Origin of the sequence: Terrimonas ginsenosidimutans (genome assembly GCF_022012415.1) — a bacterium.
In the GTDB taxonomy this organism is placed as follows: domain Bacteria; phylum Bacteroidota; class Bacteroidia; order Chitinophagales; family Chitinophagaceae; genus Terrimonas_A; species Terrimonas_A ginsenosidimutans.
This window is the reverse complement of record NZ_JAKLTR010000010.1, coordinates 119079-138863: the sequence shown is the minus strand read 5'-3', so window position 1 is coordinate 138863 and position 19785 is coordinate 119079. Positions and strand designations below refer to the sequence as shown.

General features: G+C 47.0%; 13 protein-coding genes. 8 read left to right on the top strand and 5 right to left on the bottom strand.

Features of this window, described 5'->3' with window-relative positions; all coding sequences use genetic code 11:
- Positions 1 to 48 precede the first annotated feature (48 nt).
- On the bottom strand, positions 49 to 2670 hold the full coding sequence (cphA, locus tag LZZ85_RS16135) for a cyanophycin synthetase (protein ID WP_237874053.1): 2622 nt from the start codon (positions 2668 to 2670) through the stop codon (positions 49 to 51).
- Between the two features lie 231 nt (positions 2671 to 2901).
- Here cphA and LZZ85_RS16130 point away from each other — a divergent pair, with 231 nt between their 5' ends.
- Together LZZ85_RS16130 and LZZ85_RS16125 are read left to right on the top strand one after the other, a co-directional pair.
- Positions 2902 to 4194: an aminotransferase class V-fold PLP-dependent enzyme gene (locus tag LZZ85_RS16130; RefSeq protein ID WP_237874045.1), complete on the top strand. Its 1293-nt coding sequence runs from the start codon at positions 2902 to 2904 to the stop codon at positions 4192 to 4194.
- Between the two features lie 137 nt (positions 4195 to 4331).
- Complete coding sequence (locus LZZ85_RS16125) at positions 4332 to 5648, top strand: APC family permease (RefSeq protein ID WP_237874043.1); 1317 nt, start codon at positions 4332 to 4334, stop codon at positions 5646 to 5648.
- A 2-nt stretch (positions 5649 to 5650) separates the two neighbouring features.
- Here the strand turns inward: LZZ85_RS16125 and LZZ85_RS16120 are convergent, their stop codons facing one another.
- Positions 5651 to 6565 carry an OmpA family protein gene (locus LZZ85_RS16120; RefSeq protein WP_237874041.1) on the bottom strand — a complete coding sequence of 305 codons (915 nt, stop codon included), beginning with the start codon at positions 6563 to 6565 and terminating at the stop codon, positions 5651 to 5653.
- Positions 6566 to 6713: 148 nt separating this feature from the next.
- Between LZZ85_RS16120 and LZZ85_RS16115 the strand changes: the two genes are divergently transcribed.
- Positions 6714 to 7610 carry a cyanophycinase gene (locus LZZ85_RS16115; RefSeq protein WP_237874039.1) on the top strand — a complete coding sequence of 299 codons (897 nt, stop codon included), beginning with the start codon at positions 6714 to 6716 and terminating at the stop codon, positions 7608 to 7610.
- Between the two features lie 76 nt (positions 7611 to 7686).
- Here LZZ85_RS16115 and LZZ85_RS16110 read toward each other — a convergent pair whose 3' ends face one another.
- Both LZZ85_RS16110 and tyrS read right to left on the bottom strand, forming a co-directional pair.
- The gene (locus LZZ85_RS16110; protein ID WP_237874038.1) at positions 7687 to 8337 is read right to left on the bottom strand and encodes an alpha/beta hydrolase; all 651 of its coding nucleotides are present in this window, start codon (positions 8335 to 8337) and stop codon (positions 7687 to 7689) included.
- Positions 8338 to 8413: 76 nt separating this feature from the next.
- Positions 8414 to 9691: a tyrosine--tRNA ligase gene (gene tyrS, locus LZZ85_RS16105; RefSeq protein ID WP_237874036.1), complete on the bottom strand. Its 1278-nt coding sequence runs from the start codon at positions 9689 to 9691 to the stop codon at positions 8414 to 8416.
- Positions 9692 to 10049: 358 nt separating this feature from the next.
- Between tyrS and LZZ85_RS16100 the strand changes: the two genes are divergently transcribed.
- The 3 genes from LZZ85_RS16100 to LZZ85_RS16090 all read left to right on the top strand — a co-directional run bounded on the left by LZZ85_RS16100 (position 10050) and on the right by LZZ85_RS16090 (position 17494).
- Complete coding sequence (locus LZZ85_RS16100) at positions 10050 to 11183, top strand: putative type IX sorting system protein PorV2 (RefSeq protein WP_237874035.1); 1134 nt, start codon at positions 10050 to 10052, stop codon at positions 11181 to 11183.
- Positions 11184 to 11209: 26 nt separating this feature from the next.
- On the top strand, positions 11210 to 16270 hold the full coding sequence (gene porU2 / locus LZZ85_RS16095) for a putative type IX secretion system sortase PorU2 (protein WP_237874027.1): 5061 nt from the start codon (positions 11210 to 11212) through the stop codon (positions 16268 to 16270).
- 138 nt (positions 16271 to 16408) lie between these two features.
- Positions 16409 to 17494, top strand: coding sequence for an acyltransferase family protein (locus LZZ85_RS16090; RefSeq protein WP_237874018.1), 1086 nt, complete (start codon positions 16409 to 16411; stop codon positions 17492 to 17494).
- Here the strand turns inward: LZZ85_RS16090 and LZZ85_RS16085 are convergent.
- Entirely contained in the window at positions 17491 to 18093 is a 603-nt protein-coding gene (locus LZZ85_RS16085; protein WP_237874011.1) for a riboflavin synthase, read from the bottom strand. The two genes, LZZ85_RS16090 and LZZ85_RS16085, sit on opposite strands and share 4 nt — an antisense overlap.
- A 238-nt stretch (positions 18094 to 18331) precedes the next feature.
- Between LZZ85_RS16085 and rpsU the strand changes: the two genes are divergently transcribed.
- The gene (gene rpsU / locus LZZ85_RS16080; protein WP_237874009.1) at positions 18332 to 18529 is read left to right on the top strand and encodes a 30S ribosomal protein S21; all 198 of its coding nucleotides are present in this window, start codon (positions 18332 to 18334) and stop codon (positions 18527 to 18529) included.
- 206 nt (positions 18530 to 18735) lie between these two features.
- The gene (locus LZZ85_RS16075) at positions 18736 to 19638 is read left to right on the top strand and encodes a tyrosine-type recombinase/integrase (protein WP_237874001.1); all 903 of its coding nucleotides are present in this window, start codon (positions 18736 to 18738) and stop codon (positions 19636 to 19638) included.
- Positions 19639 to 19785 lie beyond the last annotated feature (147 nt).

Below are 19785 nucleotides of genomic sequence, written 5' to 3'. Positions count from 1 at the left end.
CGTATCTTTTCTCCCAAATGGTTTTGAAAAAAATATTTGGAAGAGTTTTTAACGGCCGTCTTCCCTGTCTTTCAACTCCTTGATCTTGTCCAGCGCGCCCGCTACCACATCGCACATGATCGTGTACAGGGCGCCTGTTTTCGGGTTTGCATAAATGTATTCGAGGGCCTCGTTTTCATTGGCAATGACCATTGTAGGCAGTGCAGGGTTTACCTTTTCGATCCCCTCTTTTAAAAGCGTGATGATCTCCTCAGCTGTGCGCCCGCGCAGATTTTTGTCGCACCGGATGATGATCTCGTCAAAATACTGCGCCGAGATCTCGCCAAGTGCGCGGATATCCTCGTCGCGGCGGTCACCGGTTCCGGAGATAATGCCGATTTTGGTCGGATAATCAAGCTTGCTGATAAAGTCACATAACAATTTTAATCCATGTGGATTGTGTGCAAAGTCAGCCAGCATGTCATAATTCCTGAAATGGAAGAAATTCAGACGGCCGGGCGTTTGCGTCGAAGAAGGGATAAATGAACTCAGGGCTGTCCGGATATCTTCAATGGTGATATCCCGGAACAGATAAGTAGCCAGTACAGACGGCAGACAGTTCTGTATATTATGCATTGCTTTTCCTTCATAGGTCAGCGGAATATCCTTCACCGGCATTACGCGGATCTTCCAGGTGCCCTTCATAATGCTGACGTATCCATTTTCAAAAACGGAGGCCAGTCCTCCTTTGGCACAATGCTTTTTGATCCGCGGATTATTTTCGTCCATACTGAACAGGGCTACATTGCAATCCAGCCCCTCTTTCATTTTATAAACGAGATCATCGTCTGCGTTAAGGATGGCATAGCCATGAGGAAAAACAGTTTCCGGAAGTACGGCTTTTACCTTGGCCATTTGCTCCAGTGTATGAATGCCGCCGAGGCCCATATGATCAGCCGCAACATTGGTTACGATGGCCACATCGCAATGCTGGAATGAAAGTCCTGATTTAAGAATACCACCCCGCGCACATTCGAGTACGGCAAAGTCAACCGTAGGGTCTTTCAGTACAAATGCTGAACTCACCGGCCCTGTGCAATCACCTTTCATCATCAATTGGTTTTGGATATATACTCCATCACTGGTAGTATAGCCAACCTTTTTACCTGAGTTTTTCGCGATATGTGCCGTTAGTCTTGTCGTCGTGGTTTTTCCATTTGTACCTGTAATGGCAATGATCGGGATACGGCCGGCACTTCCCTTTGGAAAAAGCATATCCACCACAGGTTCCGCAGCATTGCGCGGCAGGCCTTCAGATGGTTCGATATGCATGCGGAAGCCCGGTGCTGCATTCACTTCGAGAATAGCTCCGCCATTTTCGGTCACCGGTGTACGAAGATCTGCAGCCATGATATCTATACCGCAAATATCCAGGCCGATGATGCGCGCGATCCTTTCACACATAAAGATGTTTGCGGGATGCACTTCATCTGTAACATCGGTAGATGTACCGCCGGTAGAAAGATTGGCGGTTGGTTTTAATAGAACGAGTTCGCCTTTTGCTGGAACTGTTTCAAGTGTATAACCTTTCTCATCGAGCATCTTTTGCGTGAAGTTGTCAATCGTGATCTGGGTCAGCACTTTTTCATGACCATAGCCACGGCGTGGGTCTTCATTGATTTTATTTACAAGCGCCTGGATCGTACTAATGCCATCGCCAATAACAGAAGCCGGTGTACGAAGTGCGGCACAGATAAATTTATAGTTCACTACCAATATGCGAAAATCAAAACCGGTAATGTACTTCTCCACGATCACACTACGGCCATACAGCTTTGCTGCTTCCAGTGCTTTTACGGCCTGTTCCCAGGTGGTGATATTGGTGGTGTTTCCTTTGCCATGATTTCCGTCGATCGGCTTGATCACGAGGGGAAAGCCAAACTTGTCAATGGCTTCCTGCAATCCTTCTTCTGTGCGGATCACGGTGCCCCTTGGTACCGGGATCTCCGCTGCCTGCAGCAGGCTTTTGGTTTCTTCTTTGTCACACGCAATATCCACTGCTATATTGGATGTAGTGGAGGCAATAGTTGCCCTGATCCTTTTCTGATTTACGCCATAACCTAATTGCACAAGACTTTGCTTGTTCAATCGGATATAGGGAATTCCGCGTTTTGCCGCTTCGTCCACGATGCAGCCGGTAGAAGGTCCAAGCCTCGTATCTTCCCTGATCTCCCGCATTGCCTGGATATCCGGCGCGATATCATAGGGTTGATCATTGATCAGTGCTTCTGCGATCCGCACCGCTGACCTTGCTGCGTATATGCCGGCATCTTCTTCGATATAATCAAAGACCACAGAGTAAACGCCTTCGCGTTCGCCCGTGCTGCGTGTGCGTCCGAATCCGCAATCCATTCCAGCGAGCGTCTGGATCTCCAGGGCGATGTGTTCGATAACGTGCCCCATCCAGGTGCCTTCATCCACGCGGCTGAAAAAGCCGCCGGCCACGCCTTCACTGCATCTGTGCTCGTATAATGTCGGGATCAGTTTTTCCAGCCGTTCCCTGAACCCCGCGATCGTATTGGTCGGTCGCTGTTCCAGTTCTTCCAGGTCCAGTTTCATCTGGATAAGCTTTGGCCGTCGGACACTCCAGTAGTTGGGGCCTCTCAGCACTTTTATTTCGAGGATCTGCATGCGTGATTGTTTTGCTGGAAGATAGGGCTTTTTCGTTGTCCGTTGACCGTTGTCCGTTGGCAGACGCATCTTTATATTGTACAACCTGCCCGGACCGGGAACCATTAACACTGAGTAATAAATGCGGTCAACGGTCAACGGACAACGGTCATCGGCCATCGGTCATCGGCCATCGATCAACGATCATCCTTTCTGCCGACTAAATTGTACATTTAACAAAAACCAACTGCAATGAGTGACCGCCGAAAATTCCTCCGGAAAGCAACTGCATTGTCTTCAGCAGCTTTGCTTTCATCTGTGCCGATCTGGGCACGTGATCTTACTGTAGCACTGCAATCGTCAGAAGGAATTTCCGCAGATAAGATGGCTACGGAGGAAGAATTCTGGTATTACATTCAGCAGGCTTTTACAGTTTCCCCGGGCATCATAAACCTGAACAATGGAGGCGTGTCTCCCGCGCCGAAAACGGTGCAGGATGCCATGAAACGGTATTATGATCTGTCCAATGAAGCCCCCAGCTATTACATGTGGCGGATCCTTGACCAGGGAAGAGAGCCGCTTCGTGCCAATCTCGCGAAAGCAGCAGGTGCCAGTACGGAAGAGATCGCAATCAACCGCAATTCTTCCGAAGGACTGGAGACCGTCATCTTTGGGATACAGCTGAAAGCTGGTGACGAAGTGGTATTGTCCAAACAGGATTATCCTAACGTGATCAATGCATTCAGGCAACGGGAAAAACGCGATGGGATTAAACTGGTTTGGGTAAATCTTGAACTGCCAAGTGAAAACGAGGACTACCTGGTCTCTCAGTATACCAAAGCCTTTACCGCCCGAACGAAGCTGGTGAATGTGACGCATGTGATCAACTGGAATGGCCAGGTGTTGCCTGCAAGAAAGATCGCTGATGAAGCACATAAGAAGAATATCGAAGTGTTGGTTGATGGCGCCCATAGCTTTGCGCATCTTGATTATAAAGTGCCTGATCTGGGAGCTGATTATTTCGCTACCAGCCTGCACAAATGGCTATACGCACCTATCGGAAGCGGAATGCTCTATATAAAAAAGGAGAAGATCAAGAATATCTATCCAATGTTCGCTGCCGCCGACGATCCCCTGAAAGACGATATCCGGAAATTTGAGGCGTTGGGAACACGGCCTTTCTTTATTGAACAGGCGATAGGTAAAGCGATCGAATTTTATGATATGATCGGCAGTGAACGGAAGTTCAAACGGCTGCACTATCTCAAAAATTACTGGATGGAGCGCGTAAAGGACCTTCCCAACGTCAGATTCAACACCTCACTTTCTCCCAAATGGAGCGGAGCCATCGGCAATATCGGCTTTGACGGCCGCAAACCGGGTGAACTCGACGCATTCCTGATGGATAAATACAAGATCCACACGACCACTGTTGTATGGGAAAATATCCATGGCGTAAGAATTACGCCGAATATCTATACAACAATTAAGAACCTTGATGTGTTAGTGGAGGGTATTACGGCTTTCGCGAAACAGGCTCGTTGATCGTTGTCCGTTGTCCGTTGTCCGTTGACCGGCCTTGTCCGAAGCCCGATTGCAGGTAATCTCCGCTCGACGGACAACGGTGAACGGACAACGGACAACGACGATACAGTAAAATAACAAACCAAAACGATTCCACAGTGTCCACACAACTCAACCGGCGAATCACCCTACTGCAGGCTACCTCTATCAATATGATCGATATGGTGGGGATCGGGCCGTTTGTGGTGATGCCGTTTGTGGTGAGCCAGTTTCATGACGGGCTTTTTTTGTGGGCATGGATCTTTGGTGCATTTACCGCCTTTGTGGATGCGATGATCTGGAGCGAACTCGGCGCGAAATATCCGCTGGCAGGTGGTACATACAATTTCAACAGGATTGCATTCGGTGAAAAGAATGGCCGCCTGATGAGTTTCCTGTTCGTCTGGCAAACAGCCATACAGGCGCCCCTGGTAGTAGCGTCTGCAGCCATCGGCTTTGCACAATACCTTACTTATATCGTAGACCTGGAAGTATGGCAGCAAAAAATGGTTTCCGGGGGATCGGTCCTGTTTATTTTCTTCTTGCTTTATCGCCGTATTGAAGCGATCGGAAAGATCTCAGTGGCCATGTGGTCAATTGTGATACTGACGGTTTCGTGGATAATTTTCAGCGGGCTTTCACATGGTACACAGGAAGTGAAGCTGCTGCCTGAAGGCCCTTCAACTTTCTTTTCATTTGCATTCTGGGCAGCAGTAGGGCAGGGGTCATTGCAAACGGTTTACAGTTACCTCGGATATTACAATGTTTGTCATCTTGGAGGCGAGATCAAAGAGCCCGGCAGGAATATTCCCCGGAGTATTTTTATTTCCGTTCTGGGTATTGCAGTATTATACCTGTTGATGAATACGAGCGTAATGCGTGTGGTCGACTGGCATTCGGTGCGTGAAGACGAGAAATACCTGGTGAGCCATTTCATGCAATTGGTCTATGGAAAAACAGCGGCCGTTGTGGTGACGATCCTGATCCTTTGCATTGCGTTATCTTCTCTTTTCGCTATCGTACTGGGGTATTCACGTGTGCCGTATGCTGCCGCGGTGGATGGGAATTTCTTTAAGATCTTTGCAAAGCTGCACCCTACCAAAAACTTTCCTTATATCTCACTGATCGTTCTCTGCTCAATAGGTTTTGTTTTCAGTTTATTTATGAAAATGAGTGATGTGATCAAAGCGATACTCGCCATGCGGATCCTGGTACAGTTCATCGCCCAGGCTGTGGGTGTGGTACTGCTGCGGAAAAAGCATGGCACGGAAGGCCTTCCCTTTAAAATGTGGTTGTTTCCGGTTCCTGTGATTCTTTCGATTCTGATCTGGTTATTCCTGTTTTACTCTACAGGCAAATTCGCGTTGTGGGGAATGCTTATTGCCGCGATTGGAATTTTAGTATACAACATCATTAATAGGAAGAAAAGGAACTAGTTCTATTTACTCAGGATCTTTATTTCCACCCTTCTGTTCAGTGTTCTTTCTTTTTCAGTCCTTTCGTACGGATACAATTTCTGCCGGCTGCCAAAACCTTTATATGATAATCTTGATTTCCTGATGCCTTTATCGATGAGGTAGCGATAAACCGTTTTTGCTCTTTCTTCTGAAAGGTTGTAAGTGCCGAGATCTGCGTCTGGGCCATCTGCTCCCGTATTGATGCAGCAGATATGTCCCTGGATCTCGATCTTCAATGTTGGGTGATCTTTCATCACTTTCAATAATTCTTCGAGATTTGGCATCGACCAGCTGAGCAGCACATGACGCCCGGGTTGAAAATTGATATTATTCAGAATGAGCTGATCACCTACTTTGATATTTTCATAAGCAGTTGGATCAAACAATTGTCCGATGACGGTATCCTTTACCGGAGCCGGCATTTCTTCCACTTCAGTGGTGTCTGCCGCTGCGGGGGCAGGAGGGGCCGGCGGCGGGGGGGGAGCTGGAGCAATATGAAGGATTATCTCTGCGCGTCTGTTCATCGCCTGGTCCTCAGCACGCTGGTCTGTATTCAGCAAGGCCATTTCGCCGAGAGCCTGTTTTGTAATAGGAATTCCCGCAGCCAGACCATTTGATCTAAGGAAAGCCTCTACAGCGGTAGCCCGCCGGTCAGACAATGCCAGGTTATAAGCTTCCGTTCCCCGCCCATCGCAATGTGCGGCGATCTCTATTTGCGTTACATTTCCGGCAGATCTTAATGTTTGCAGAAGCTTTTGCAGTGAATCTTTCGCGTCATTTCTGATCAGGGATCTATCCGAGTCGAAATAGACCATCAACCTGCTGTTTTCCTGCGTATGGCAATGATAAGTGCAGGTAAGAAGGATACACAATAATAAAAAAACTGGTTTGGACATGCTGAAGTATTAGCTTCAAACGTTTAAGTATAGATCGCTAGTATGTGCATTGGTTTTCATGTAAGTCTGATCGAAGATGATCAGTATCATTAAATGAAAGCCTTGTTAGCGGTTTTGATTATTTTTGCGTTATATCAAACCCCAATGAATGAGTCATCCTAAGGGAAAACTGATCGCCGTAGGCGGTGCGGAAGATAAAGGCACCGATCTGGAAAAAGGAGAAATACACAGAAGTAACCTGAACTTCTTTGAGCTTGGCATTCTGCGCCGTATTGTGGAAGAGATCGGCGGTCCTTCATCAAGAATCGAGATCATTACCACTGCATCGATGATCCCCACCGAAGTAGGCAATCACTATATGGACGCTTTTGGTAAGATGGGGTGTACGAATGTAGACCTGATGCATATCCGTAATCGTCAGGATGCTGCCCGTCCGGAGTATATTGAGAGGATCCGCCGATGCGATGGAGTAATGTTCTCAGGAGGTAATCAATTACGTTTAAGTGCCATATTTGGAGGAACGGAAATCCTGCGGGTGATGCTGAACCGTTATTCGGAGGAAAGTTTCACTATTGCAGGGACAAGTGCCGGCGCAATGGCTATGAGCAATACCATGATCTATGAGGGAAATGCGATGCGGGCGCACCTGAAAGGCGAAGTAAAAATGACCACCGGTCTTGGTTTCATAGATGATGTGATCATTGATTCGCACTTTGAAAAGCGCGGAAGATTTGGTCGCCTTGCCCAGGCAGTTGCCACCAATCCCCAGGCGATCGGTATTGGACTGGGTGAAGATACCGGTATGCTGATCACCGAAGGCGGCAACAAAATGGAAGCGATCGGCAGCGGGCTTGTTGTGATCATCGATGGCTTTGATATTGGTCATTGCAATATCGCTGACATTCCCGACGGAAACCCGATCAGCATCGAAAACCTGAAAGTACATTTCTGTGAAAAAGGAAATGGATATATTCTCGATGAACGCAAATTCCTGCCTGAAGCGAGGGAAGGAGCAGTGGTCAGAAAACAGGTGAGTGTGGAGTGACCAGGCTGAGAATTAATGGGCGTAGGAGCAACGCAACGCAAAGGACCGCAGTGGACGCAAAGAATATTTAATCAGGCTAAACCTTGCGGTCCGTGGTCAGTTGTTTCAGCAAAACTGAAATCTCCGCATGCTTATCCATCGTCATTGTATGACTTCCGCCATCAATTATATAATCAGCCTTGATATATTTCGCACGGAAAAGCCGGTCGCCCGTACCGTGGATCTGAACAATGTTTGAGGGAGCGACGGAACTTTCCCAGTTCATAATGGCCCCGAGAGCCCATCTTACGAAAGGTATATCCGCATCTTTGATGATCGCATACAGGATCTTCTTTTGTTCAGGATCCTTTACTCCAAAGGAATAGGTGTAAAGGCTTTGCATATTTTTCATAACTACCCCCGGTATCCATTTGTACAGCGGAAAATAGCGGAACATTTTCAGGTAGGAAGGAAATTCATTGCTGGTTTTGTTGCTGGAGATCAGGATCGATTTCACCCGGGGATCTGCTTTCGCGATCTCAGTGGCCAGCATGCCGCCCAGCGACAGGCCAACTATTACCGGAGCCTCTTCGGGGATCAGCGCACGCATTTTCGCGGCATAGGTCGCAAGTGTATCTGATGGATCGGGCGTTACCCAATCCAGGAATACCGGCTCACAAAAGGAGAGGTCCAGCAATGAAAATACGCGCCTGTCTGCGCCAAGTCCGCTGATAAAATACATTTTCATTACTGGATCTTTCATAATAATTCATCGTGCCTTTGTTGCCCGGGGACAAGAAATGGCAAAGACCTGATTTTGTTTATTAAATAGCTTTTACAAGATAAAAATTTCTTTTTCCTTTCTGAATTAGAATATATGTGTTGTGTAAAAGCAATTTCTGATCGACACTCATTTGAACTTCTTCAACCTTATTCCTGTTGATGCTCACACCGCCACCCTGTACGAGTTTTCTTGCTTCTCCCTTGCTCGGGAAAATGCCTGTTTCAGCAAGAAAGCTGACAACATCAACCCCGGCTATGATCTTTTCTTTTGGGTAGTCTGATTTTACCACACCATTCATGCCTTCCAGGTCTTCAATGCTCAGACTTTCCGCCGGTGCGGTTGCATTGGCAAACAATTTGGTGGTAGTTTCAATGGCTTTCTGGTATTCTTCCCGTCCGTGTACAAACACGGTGATCTCTTCCGCGAGTTTTTTCTGTAACAGGCGCTGCCCGGGATCTTTTGCATGCTCGGCCAGCAGTTGATCCACTTCTTCCTTTCCAAGGAAAGTGAAGATCCTGATCCAGGAGCTGGCGTCCGCATCGGTGGCATTCAGCCAGAACTGGTAGAACTGGTATTGGGAAGTACGGTTGAGATCAAGCCAGATATTGCCCGATTCCGTTTTCCCAAACTTGGTTCCGTCTGCCTTTTTGATCAACGGGCAGGTAAAGGCAAAAGCTTCGCCATTGGCCTTGCGGCGGATGAGCTCGGTGCCGGTGGTTATATTGCCCCACTGATCGCTACCGCCCATCTGGAGCTTACAGTTCTTGTTTTCGTAAAGCCAGTAGAAGTCGTATCCCTGCATCATCTGGTATGCGAATTCTGTATAGCTAATGCCGGTATCGCCTTCGATCCGTTTTTTTACACTGTCTTTCGCCATCATGTAGTTGACAGTGATATGTTTACCGGTATCCCGCAGAAAATCAATGAAAGAGATCGTTTTGAACCAGTCATAGTTATTCGCCATTTCCGCCGCATTTGGCTTTGAAGCATCAAAGTCGAGGAATTTTTCCAGCTGAGCTTTTACGCCTGCCACATTGCGGTTCAGCGTCGCTTCATCAAGCAGGTTCCGTTCTTCGCTTTTCATGCTCGGGTCGCCGATCATCCCGGTAGCTCCGCCAACGAGCGCAATGGGTTTATGTCCTGCCTTTTGCAAATGGACGAGGAGCAGGATCGGCACGAGGCTGCCGATATGAAGACTGTCTGCCGTAGGGTCAAAACCGATATAGGCAGTGGTCATTTCCTTTTTCAGTTGATCTTCTGTGCCGGGCATGATGTCCTGTATCATACCTCTCCAGCGTAATTCCTCAATGAGATTCATCCGTTAACTTTTTATGACGTTCAAACTTGGACCGGCCCGGGCATCAATAACTACCCTGTTCGGTTTCACCGCTTTACACGGCGGTGAGGTTCGCGAAATTACACCAGAACGGGGAAGCTTCGCCTATAAAGCAATATTTTTCTAATCCGTTCGTTTTCAGCATCCGGATCAGCGCAGAAAAGTTTAAAAGTTTAATGTTTCAACGGCTTAGGAGTTGACCCCGGTACAACTTCTGAACTATCAAACCTTTAAACCTGCAAACTATGATTTACACGGTCGAATTGCTACTTTTACAGTAACGTTTTACCCTAAGATCAAGCAGCCATTTTAATTGCTTATTAGAAAACAATCTATCCTGATGAAATCGTGCCGTTTATACCTGTTGGTGATTTTATTCTCCCTGCCTTTTGCTGCAACAGCACAGTTCCGGAAGTATTCCAATGAATTTTTGAACATTGGCGCAGGCGCACGAGGGCTTGCGATGGGAAGTGCCCAGATCGCTTCTGTTGCGGATGGTACGGCCGGCTACTGGAATCCCGCCGGCCTGGTTGGTGTGAAGGATAACCCACAGGTCAACCTGATGCATGCCGAGTACTTTGCAGGTATCGGCAAATACGATTTCGCCAGCGTTGCGTTTCCATCGGCTAATAACAAAAGAACTTTTGCGGTAACAGGTCTCCGCTTCGCGGTAGACGATATCATGAACACGCTATTCCTGGTAGAACCGGATGGTTCGATCAACTATAACAATATTCAGTCGTTTTCCTCCGCTGACTATGCCTTCCTTCTTTCATTCGCACAGCGCCTGAAAGACACGGAAAAAAAGAAGGTACAGTTCGGGATCAATGCCAAAGTGATCCACCGGAACGTGGGTAAGTTCGCCAAAGCATGGGGTTTTGGTATCGACGCCGGCCTGCAGATCCATCAGGGGAAATGGCGGTTTGGCATTACGGGACGGGACATTACCACCACATTCAACGCATGGACGTTCAACTTCACTGAGCGGGAAAAAGAAGCGCTTTATTTAACCAATAACGAGATCCCTGTAAAATCCACGGAGATGACGGCGCCAAGACTTGTTCTGGGGATCGGTCGCGAATTCAAAGTTGGCCGCAAATCGACCATTCTCGCGGAAACGAATATCGACCTCACATTTGATGGCAGGCGGAACACGCTTGTCAGCGCTGACCCCGTAAGTGCTGATCCTAAACTTGGCCTCGAGTATAACATGAATAACGTGTTCTTCCTGCGCGCAGGCATTAATAATTTTCAGAGGGCGCTGGCCGATGAAGACACGCTGAACCAGAAAAAAGTGTGGATCTATCAGCCAAGTGCCGGTGCCGGTTTCAAGATCCAGAGTGTTACGATCGACTATGCATTTACGAACCTGGCCAACCAATCCAATCCGCTGTTCACACACGTTTTTTCCCTCCGGTTGGATCTGGCAAATAGTGATAAGAATAAAAGCAAGACCAGGAAAAAGAAAAAATAACCGTACTACTACATAAACACCGTTCAATGAAGAGATTTTTACTTGTTTGGTTGACCGCTTTGTCGCTGACTGCCGGAGCCCAGACTTATAATAACGAATGGATCGACTACTCCAGGACTTATTATAAATTCAAAGTAGGCGCAACGGGACTTCACCGTTTGCCACAATCCCTGCTGAGCCAAATGAACCTTGGATCAACCAATGCGGAGCATTTCCAGCTTTGGAGAAATGGTAAGCAGGTACCGATCTATACATCTGTGCAGACAGGTGTGCTGGGGGCTGCCGACTATATCGAGTTCTGGGGTGAAATGAATGACGGAAAGGCGGATAATCCGTTGTACAGGGAATCGGACTACCAGATCAGCGATCACTGGAGCCTTCAGACAGATACAGCTGCCTACTTTCTGACAGTGAACGGTGCCAGTGCTAATTTCCGTCTTTTACCCACTGCTAATAATGTAGCATCCAATACTCTTCCCGCTGAGCCATATTTTATGCATGTTGAAGGACGCTATCCGCGTGCGCAGATCAATCCGGGACGTGCGGAACAGGTGCTGACCAGTACAGTGTTTTCATCTTCTTATGATTATGGTGAAGGCTGGACGGGTGGTTACATCGGCCCACAATCAAGTGAGTCTTACATGTTAAGCGGTCTTAATGTATATTCAGGAAGCGGAGCCCCCTCTGCAACATTCAGAATCAATATGTGCGGAGCAATCATGAATGAGCGTCGCTACAGGATCCGTTTAAATGGGGATTCTATTCTGGGAGCTTCACTCGATTATTTTGAATATACCAAAACAGGCAAGATCTTCCCGGTTTCTGCCATTGCCAGCGGCACAGCGAATATTGAGGTTACCAGCTTCAGTGCATTCTCCAACGACCGCATGACCGTTGCGCAACTGGAACTCACGTACCCTCACCGGTTTGACTTCAGCGGTGCTGCAAATTTCTCATTCACCCTTCCCGCAAATGTTGCCGGTAATTATCTGGAAATTTCAAATTTCTCCTATTCAGGAGGTGCCCCTGTATTATATGATCTGACCAATGGGCGAAGATACGAAATGAATACAGCTACGCCTGGATTACTCAAAGTATTATTGCAACCTTCATCTGTAGAAAGATCGCTCGTACTTGTAAGTGAGGCTGCCACCAATATCAAGGTGATAAGCGAAATGGAACGTCGCGATTTTATTGATTATTCGTCCACAGCCAGTCAGGGAGATTTCCTGATCATTACGAGTTCGCTATTGACAGCAGCATCCGGTGCCGGAGACCCTGTTGAAGACTATCGCCAGTACAGATCTTCTGCCGCTGGTGGTGGATTTACGTCAAAAGTATATTTGATGGATCAGCTGATCGATCAATATGCATTTGGTATAAAGATGCACCCGCTTTCTATCCGCAATTTTGTCCGCAGGGCAAGAGAGAAAAATACGATTAAACCCCGCTACGTTCTGCTCATCGGGAAAGGGGTGACCTATGCCTCGTACCGTAATGGAGAATATCTCGCAAATATGGCGAAGTTGCAATTGGTGCCCACTTTCGGTAATCCCGCTTCGGATAATCTGCTAACAGCTCAGGGTAACAGTTCAGTTCCCCTTGTGCCGATAGGCAGGTTAGCTGTTATCAATAAGGCTGAGATCACCGCTTACCTCGAAAAGCTTAAAACGCACGAACAAATAGCAAAACAGACAGCGCCCGGCGTGGCAGATGCCGGCTGGAAAAAAAATATCATTCATGTTACCGGAGCCAGTGATGAAGAAACATCAAGGCTGCTGGCCGATGCACTCAATGGTCATAAACGGATCATTGAAGACACCGCCTACGGGGGAAATGTAAGCACATTCACCAAAACTTCCGCTGACGCTGTGCAGCAGGTCAGCTCTACGCAGATCTCAAATCTTTTCCGCGCAGGCGTAGGCATACTTACCTATTTTGGCCACTCCTCTGCTACAACACTGGAGTTCAACCTGGATAATCCGAATGCGTACGATAACTCAGGGAAGTACCCCATCTTCATTGTCATGGGTTGTAATGCGGGTAATTTTTATCTCTATAATGAAGCGCGACTGGTAGTCAAAGAAACGATCTCGGAAAACTATGTGCTGGCTCCGGGAAAGGGCGCCGTCGCTTTCCTTGCGAGTACCCACCTTGGAGTTGTTCACTACCTGGATATATATAATACCCGGTTCTACCGGGCGATGACTTCAACGCATTATGGTCGCGCCCTTGGCGATATCATGGATGAAGCGATTACCCAGATGCTGAGCTCTACCGGCAGTGAAGATTTCTATGCGCGTTTCCAGTGCGAGCAATTCACCCTTCATGGTGATCCTGCGGTAAAGCCATACAGTTTTGAAAAGCCTGATCTCGCCGTTGAAGCACAAATGGTGAAGGTTACGCCGGCATTTATTCCTATTTCAGAAACGGAATTCAAGGTCGTCGCCCAATACGCGAATCTTGGTAAAACCGTAAATAAAAAGTTTATTGTGTCCCTGAGAAGGACCTATCCCGATAATACAACCGAATTGATCAGAAGAGATACTGTCGTTCTTCGCAAGTATGCAGATTCACTGACATACACTATTCCGATAGTGGCCTCCAGGGATGTTGGACTTAACAAACTTACTGTTACACTGGACGAAGCGAATGAGATAGATGAGTTGTATGAGACGAACAATATCGTCACCAAAGACTTTTATATCATTGAAGATGATGTGCGACCCGTCTCCCCGTTCAACTATACGATCGTTAATGAAACAAGTCCTACGCTTGTAGCTTCATCTGCCAATCCTTTCGCGCCCGTCCGGAACTACCGTGTGGAAGTAGACACCACGCAGGCGTTTAATTCGCCATTGATGACGACAAGCAATGCGACATCCGCTGGCGGGGTCTTTGAATTTCATCCACCCATGAGCCTGACGGACAGCAGCGTCTATTACTGGAGAGTTGCACCAGCAAACATTGCCGGCGAACCCGTCTGGAACTACTCTTCCTTCCAGTATATCGCCAATGGCCAGCCTGGCTACTCACAAGCGCACTACTATCAGTTCCTGAAAAATAAGTTTGACAAAATTCGATATACCGAAGACAGGAAATTCAGATTCACTGAATCAGTCAGCGATATAGACGTTAAGACCGGGGTCTACCAGGCCGGACATGAGACAGGTAACTATTCACTGGCCATAAACGGTGTGAGGGCACAGGCAGGCTTCTATTCCCCGCTTGCAGTGAACGCTAACTCCATCCGTTTTTACGTAATTGACAGAACTACAAACAAACCATGGAAGAACGTTTCCCAGGGAGCTACCGGCCTGTACGGAAGTTATAATCCCACTCCGCTTAACAGCACCGTTCTGCCGGGGTTTTTCCTGTTTGACCTTGCCGGTACTACCGGAAGGCAAAATGCTATGAATTTTATCGACCAGATACCTGACGGGAATTATATCATTATGACCAATAGCGGTTATGGTTCCACTATTTTACCTCCTGTATGGTTGAACGATACAATGACCCTTGGTTCGGGCAAATCTCTGTATCATAAGATTCAGTCTTTAGGTATTACGCAATTGCCAGCTATCACATCATATGTTCCATTCATTTTCGTAGTAAAAAAGGGTGATACACAGCCTATCAAAGAGATCGTATCATCGTACCAGTATGAATTGCCCGTAGCGATCTTTGAGATCCGCGGTGTTCAACCAGACGGCTCAATGGAGTCAGACCTGATAGGACCTTCAACAAGATGGGAGACATTGAAATGGAACGGAAGCTCCATTGAACCATCTACATCTGATCATCCGGAGATCAAGGTACTTGGTGTGCGGACCAGCGGTCAGGTAGATACCCTGGTAACCGTTACAGAAGGAAACCTTACGGCTTCACTCGCCTCAATAGATGCAGCCGTTTACCCTAATATAAAACTTCGACTGCACACAAGAGACTCTGTCAATTTCACGCCATTCCAGCTCAAATACTGGATGGTGACCTATGATCCTGTTCCCGAAGGTGCGATCGCTTCCAATACATTTTTGAACATAAAAGATACTGTGGATGTTGGCGAGCCGCTCAATGTAGGGATCGGCTTCAAGAACGTCAGCAATATTCCTTTCGACAGCATTAAGGTCAATATCTCTCTTACAGACAGGCATAATGTGGAGCACCTGATACCGGTGCCGAACCAAAAGCCGCTGAATAAGGGCGAAGTCCTCCAGGTGAATATACCGATCGATACAAAAAACTTCGCCGGAGACAATACACTGTACATCAATTTCAATCCGGATAGAACGCAGCCAGAACATTATGTGTTCAATAACTATGCATTCAAGACGGTGTATGTAAGGCCGGATACACTGCAACCATTACTTGATGTTACGTTTGATGGAATTCATATCCTTAACAGTGATATCGTATCTTCCAAACCATCTATACTGATCAAATTGAAGGACGAAGCTAAATGGATGCCACTGGATGATCCAAGCCTCGTGTCAGTTCAGGTGAGATTCCCGAGCGGAGTTACACGCAGCTATTCATTTGCCAACACGGACACATTGCAGTTCCATGCAGCTAACCAGGCGCCTAACACAGAAAATTCTGCAAGTATCGACTTCAAACCGTTCTTTAACGAGGATGGGGATTATGAACTCCTGCTGACGGGTAAGGATAAGAGTGAAAATTCAGCAGGCGGAGTAGCCTATCGGGTTAACTTCAAAGTGATCAACAAGCCAATGATCTCAAATATGCTGAACTACCCCAACCCGTTCACCACATCTACGGCTTTCGTATTCACGCTGACAGGCTCGGAAGTGCCGCAGAATATACGGATCCAGATCCTGACCATTACGGGTAAGATCGTTCGGGATATTACGAAAGAAGAATTGGGCCCTCTGCATATAGGACGGAACATCACAGAATTCAAATGGGATGGAACTGATCAGTACGGACAAAAGCTGGCAAACGGTGTGTATCTCTATCGGGTGATCACCAATCAGCACGGCAAGGCACTTGATAAATACAAAGCCGATAATGATAACACTGATAAATTCTTTAATAACGGTTACGGTAAAATGTACCTGATGAGATAAAACAGTTCATAAAAGCCCCGGATCAAATCCGGGGTTTTTTATTAAAACAAATTATTTTCGCCGGGCATGACGGGCAACCACTGCAGTCAGCCCCGTTTCACTAAGCGGCTGCATTTATCCGACAATCAAAGATGGCTGATGACGAGAACCAATTATTTTCCTCAACTTGATTCGGTAAGAGGGCTATCGTTTTTAGCGATCTTCTTTTTTCATGCAGTCCATCCCGAACGCGGAGAATCTGTTCTGGCTAAATTGTTCCTGTATTATTATGATCAGTTGCCGCTGGCGATCGATGTGTTCTTTATTCTTTCTTCCTTTTTACTCACCTGGCTTGGGGTAAAAGAATTTCAAAAGCAACAGAGAGTTTCATTGGGTAAATTTTTTCAACGGCGCATCCTGAGGATCTGGCCGCTGTATTTTCTATTGCTGACCATTTCATTTCTTTTACTGGCTCCGGTTGCGGCGCGCGCAGGCCACCCGATGAGTATGCCTGATCCATTTTATTATTATTTCTTCATTGCTAATTTTTATAAAGCCGAACAGGTGTTCTTTCTGCAGATCCTGTGGACGATCTCGGTAGAAGAACAGTTCTATATTTTTCTCGGCCTGGTCATGCGATTTTTCTTCAGATACCTGCGGGTCATCTTTGTGGTACTGACCATCGTCAGCCTTGGGTTTTCCATCTATTGCCATCGATCCGGGATCAGCCATTACTTTCATACGCTGACCTATTGTGTGGATTTTGCTATGGGAGGATTGGCTGCCTTGCTGTACACTGGCAGATCATCATTAATAACCTGGACGGAAAGACTCAGAGGAGGGAGGCTGAAAGTATTTTATCTCTGGCCCCTGATCCAGCTAACGGTTTTCTTTTTTATCCAGCTGAAGGTGGAAACGGATCTTTTAAATTTATTGAACAGATTTTTGTTTATCACATATCTCTGCCTGTTGCTCATTGAGCAGTTAGGAAATGAAAACCGTACCGGCATTCTGCAGCGAAACCGGTTTTTGATATTGACCGGTCGTATATCATTTGGGCTTTATTGTTTTCACGGGATCAGCATCACCGCCTTTGAGCAGTTTATCGTTCATTCAGGAACAGTCATTTCTCCTTTGCTGGTGGTGCCGGTGATCTTTGCTTTCAACTTTTCAGTAGCCTATCTGAGCTTCCGTTACCTGGAAACGCCGTTTCTTCGTTTGAAAGACCGTCTTCGGGTGATCTAGGGTTTCAGTGCGGGATTAAGCGAGATATGCCGCTGGATATATTTTCCAAGGATATCGAATTCAAGATTGACAACGCTTCCCGTTTTCACATCGCAGATATCGGTGTGAGTATAAGTGTAGGGGATGATGGCAACGGTGAAACGGTTTTCCTTTACATTGAATACCGTTAGGCTGATCCCATTCAGGCTGATCGATCCTTTTTCGATGACCAATGCGGCAAACTCACGGGGGAATTCAATGTCAAATTCCCAGCTTCCCTGTTTATCGGTTTTGGCGACGCAGGTGCCGGTCGTATCAACATGGCCCTGGACGAAATGACCATCCAGGCGGCCATTAAACGGCAGGCACCGCTCGATGTTTACGATCGAGTTGCTGACCCAGTTATTCAGATTTGTCTTTTCAAGGGTTTCGCTTATCGCGGTCACCCGGTGCATTCCGTCTTTGACCTCCTCTACGGTGAGGCATACGCCGCTATGGCTCACACTCTGGTCTATTTTGAATTCCGGAGAAAGGGGCGATTCCACCCAAAAGGTACTGTTTGTGCCGTTATGTGTTATTTCTTTGATCCTTCCTGTTGCTTCAACGATTCCTGTAAACATGGTGCAAAGCTATGAAAGGAATGCGAAAAGCGGATCGTGGACGGCAGACCGGGGACGGTCGCCTGCAGGTGTGAAGGCCCTCATCACCAGGCTGTTCCAAAACGGAACACAAGGCAGGCTTCACCGAAGGTCCGCGGTCCGTTAATGCCGTTAGTAGTCTCTCTAAAAAGTTTCTCTTTTTCAAAAAACCTTCCTATCTTCGCCGCTCCTAAAAAAACATACCAAGGAGGTATTTAACATGCTTATTATTGATTCTAAAGATTGCGAAAACATCGACAAGGCGCTGAAGAAGTACAAAAAGAAATTCGAGAAATCGAAGACTTTGTTGCAACTGCGTGAGCGTCAAAGTTTTACCAAGCCTTCAGTGAAGCGCCGTGGTGAGGTTTTGAAAGCAATCTACAAGCAAAACATAGCAAGCGGAAAGATCGACGTTTAATCGTTCTGATCATCATCAATAAGAGCATAGCTGCGGGACTGTCGTCCAGCAGCTATTTTTTTAGCTAAGAGGGAAGGAGTGGAAAGAGGGCAGAGCGGATAAGCGATCCGGAGACTTTTGAAATCTTCCAAATTTCCCCAACCGCCCAAACTTCTCCCAACCGGCCCGGCCTTCTTCATTTCTTTCTTTGTAGCTTTAAGGACTTCATGCAAGAAACAGACCTGCGCATACAACCCTTTCTGGATTATCTAAAATATGAGAAGAGGTATTCTCAGCATACGATCATTTCTTACCAGACCGATCTGGTTGATTTCTGGTCCTTTATGGATAAGGAGTATAGTGGGCTGGGATTAAAGGAGATCACGCATGGCTTTATCAGGACCTGGCTGGCCGGGTTGAAAGAGTTAAAGCTTAGTTCGAGGACGATCAACAGGAAGATCTCAAGTCTGCGTTCTTTTTTTAAGTACCATCTGCGGCGGGGTGAGATTGGTGTGTTGCCGACGGCAAATGTGATCTCCCCAAAGATCAGCAAGCGGCTGCCGGTGTTTGTGAAGGAGTCAGAAACAAGGGAGTTGATCAGTTCGCTCAGCCAGGCTTCGGAGGACTGGAAAAGTCTGAATGCGAAAATGCTTATCCTGATGTTTTATGCGACGGGGATGCGGTTAAGTGAGCTGATAGGGTTGAAAGAAAAGCAGCTTGACCTGGGCCGTCAGCGGATCAAGGTGCTGGGAAAAGGGAATAAGGAGCGGATCATCCCGGTCAGTGAGGATGTGGTGAAAAGCATAAATGACTACCGGGAGTGGAAGAAGAAGGAGTTTGAAGCGCCGGAGGAAGGCTTTCTGCTGGTAACGGAGAAAGGGAAGAAGCTATACCCAAAGTATGCCTGGATCCTGGTAAATAAATATCTGGGGCAGGCAAGTACGCTTGATAAAAAAAGCCCACACGTTTTGCGGCATACCTTTGCCACCCATCTGATGAATAACGGGGCCGACCTGAATGCGGTTAAAGAACTGCTTGGTCATGCCAGCCTGGCGGCGACCCAGGTGTATACGCATACAACGATCGAGAAGCTGAAAGACGTACATAAAAAAGCACATCCGAAGGCATAAAAAAATGCCTCCTTACACAATATTATTTTAAGAAAAAATTTGTTGCAAAAGCGTTCTGTTTACAGTAACTTCATAGGAGTCACTGGAGGTTGACTACAGTGGCGATCAGTTCTTTATTTTAATTGTTTCATGTTTTAAAAAAAGACG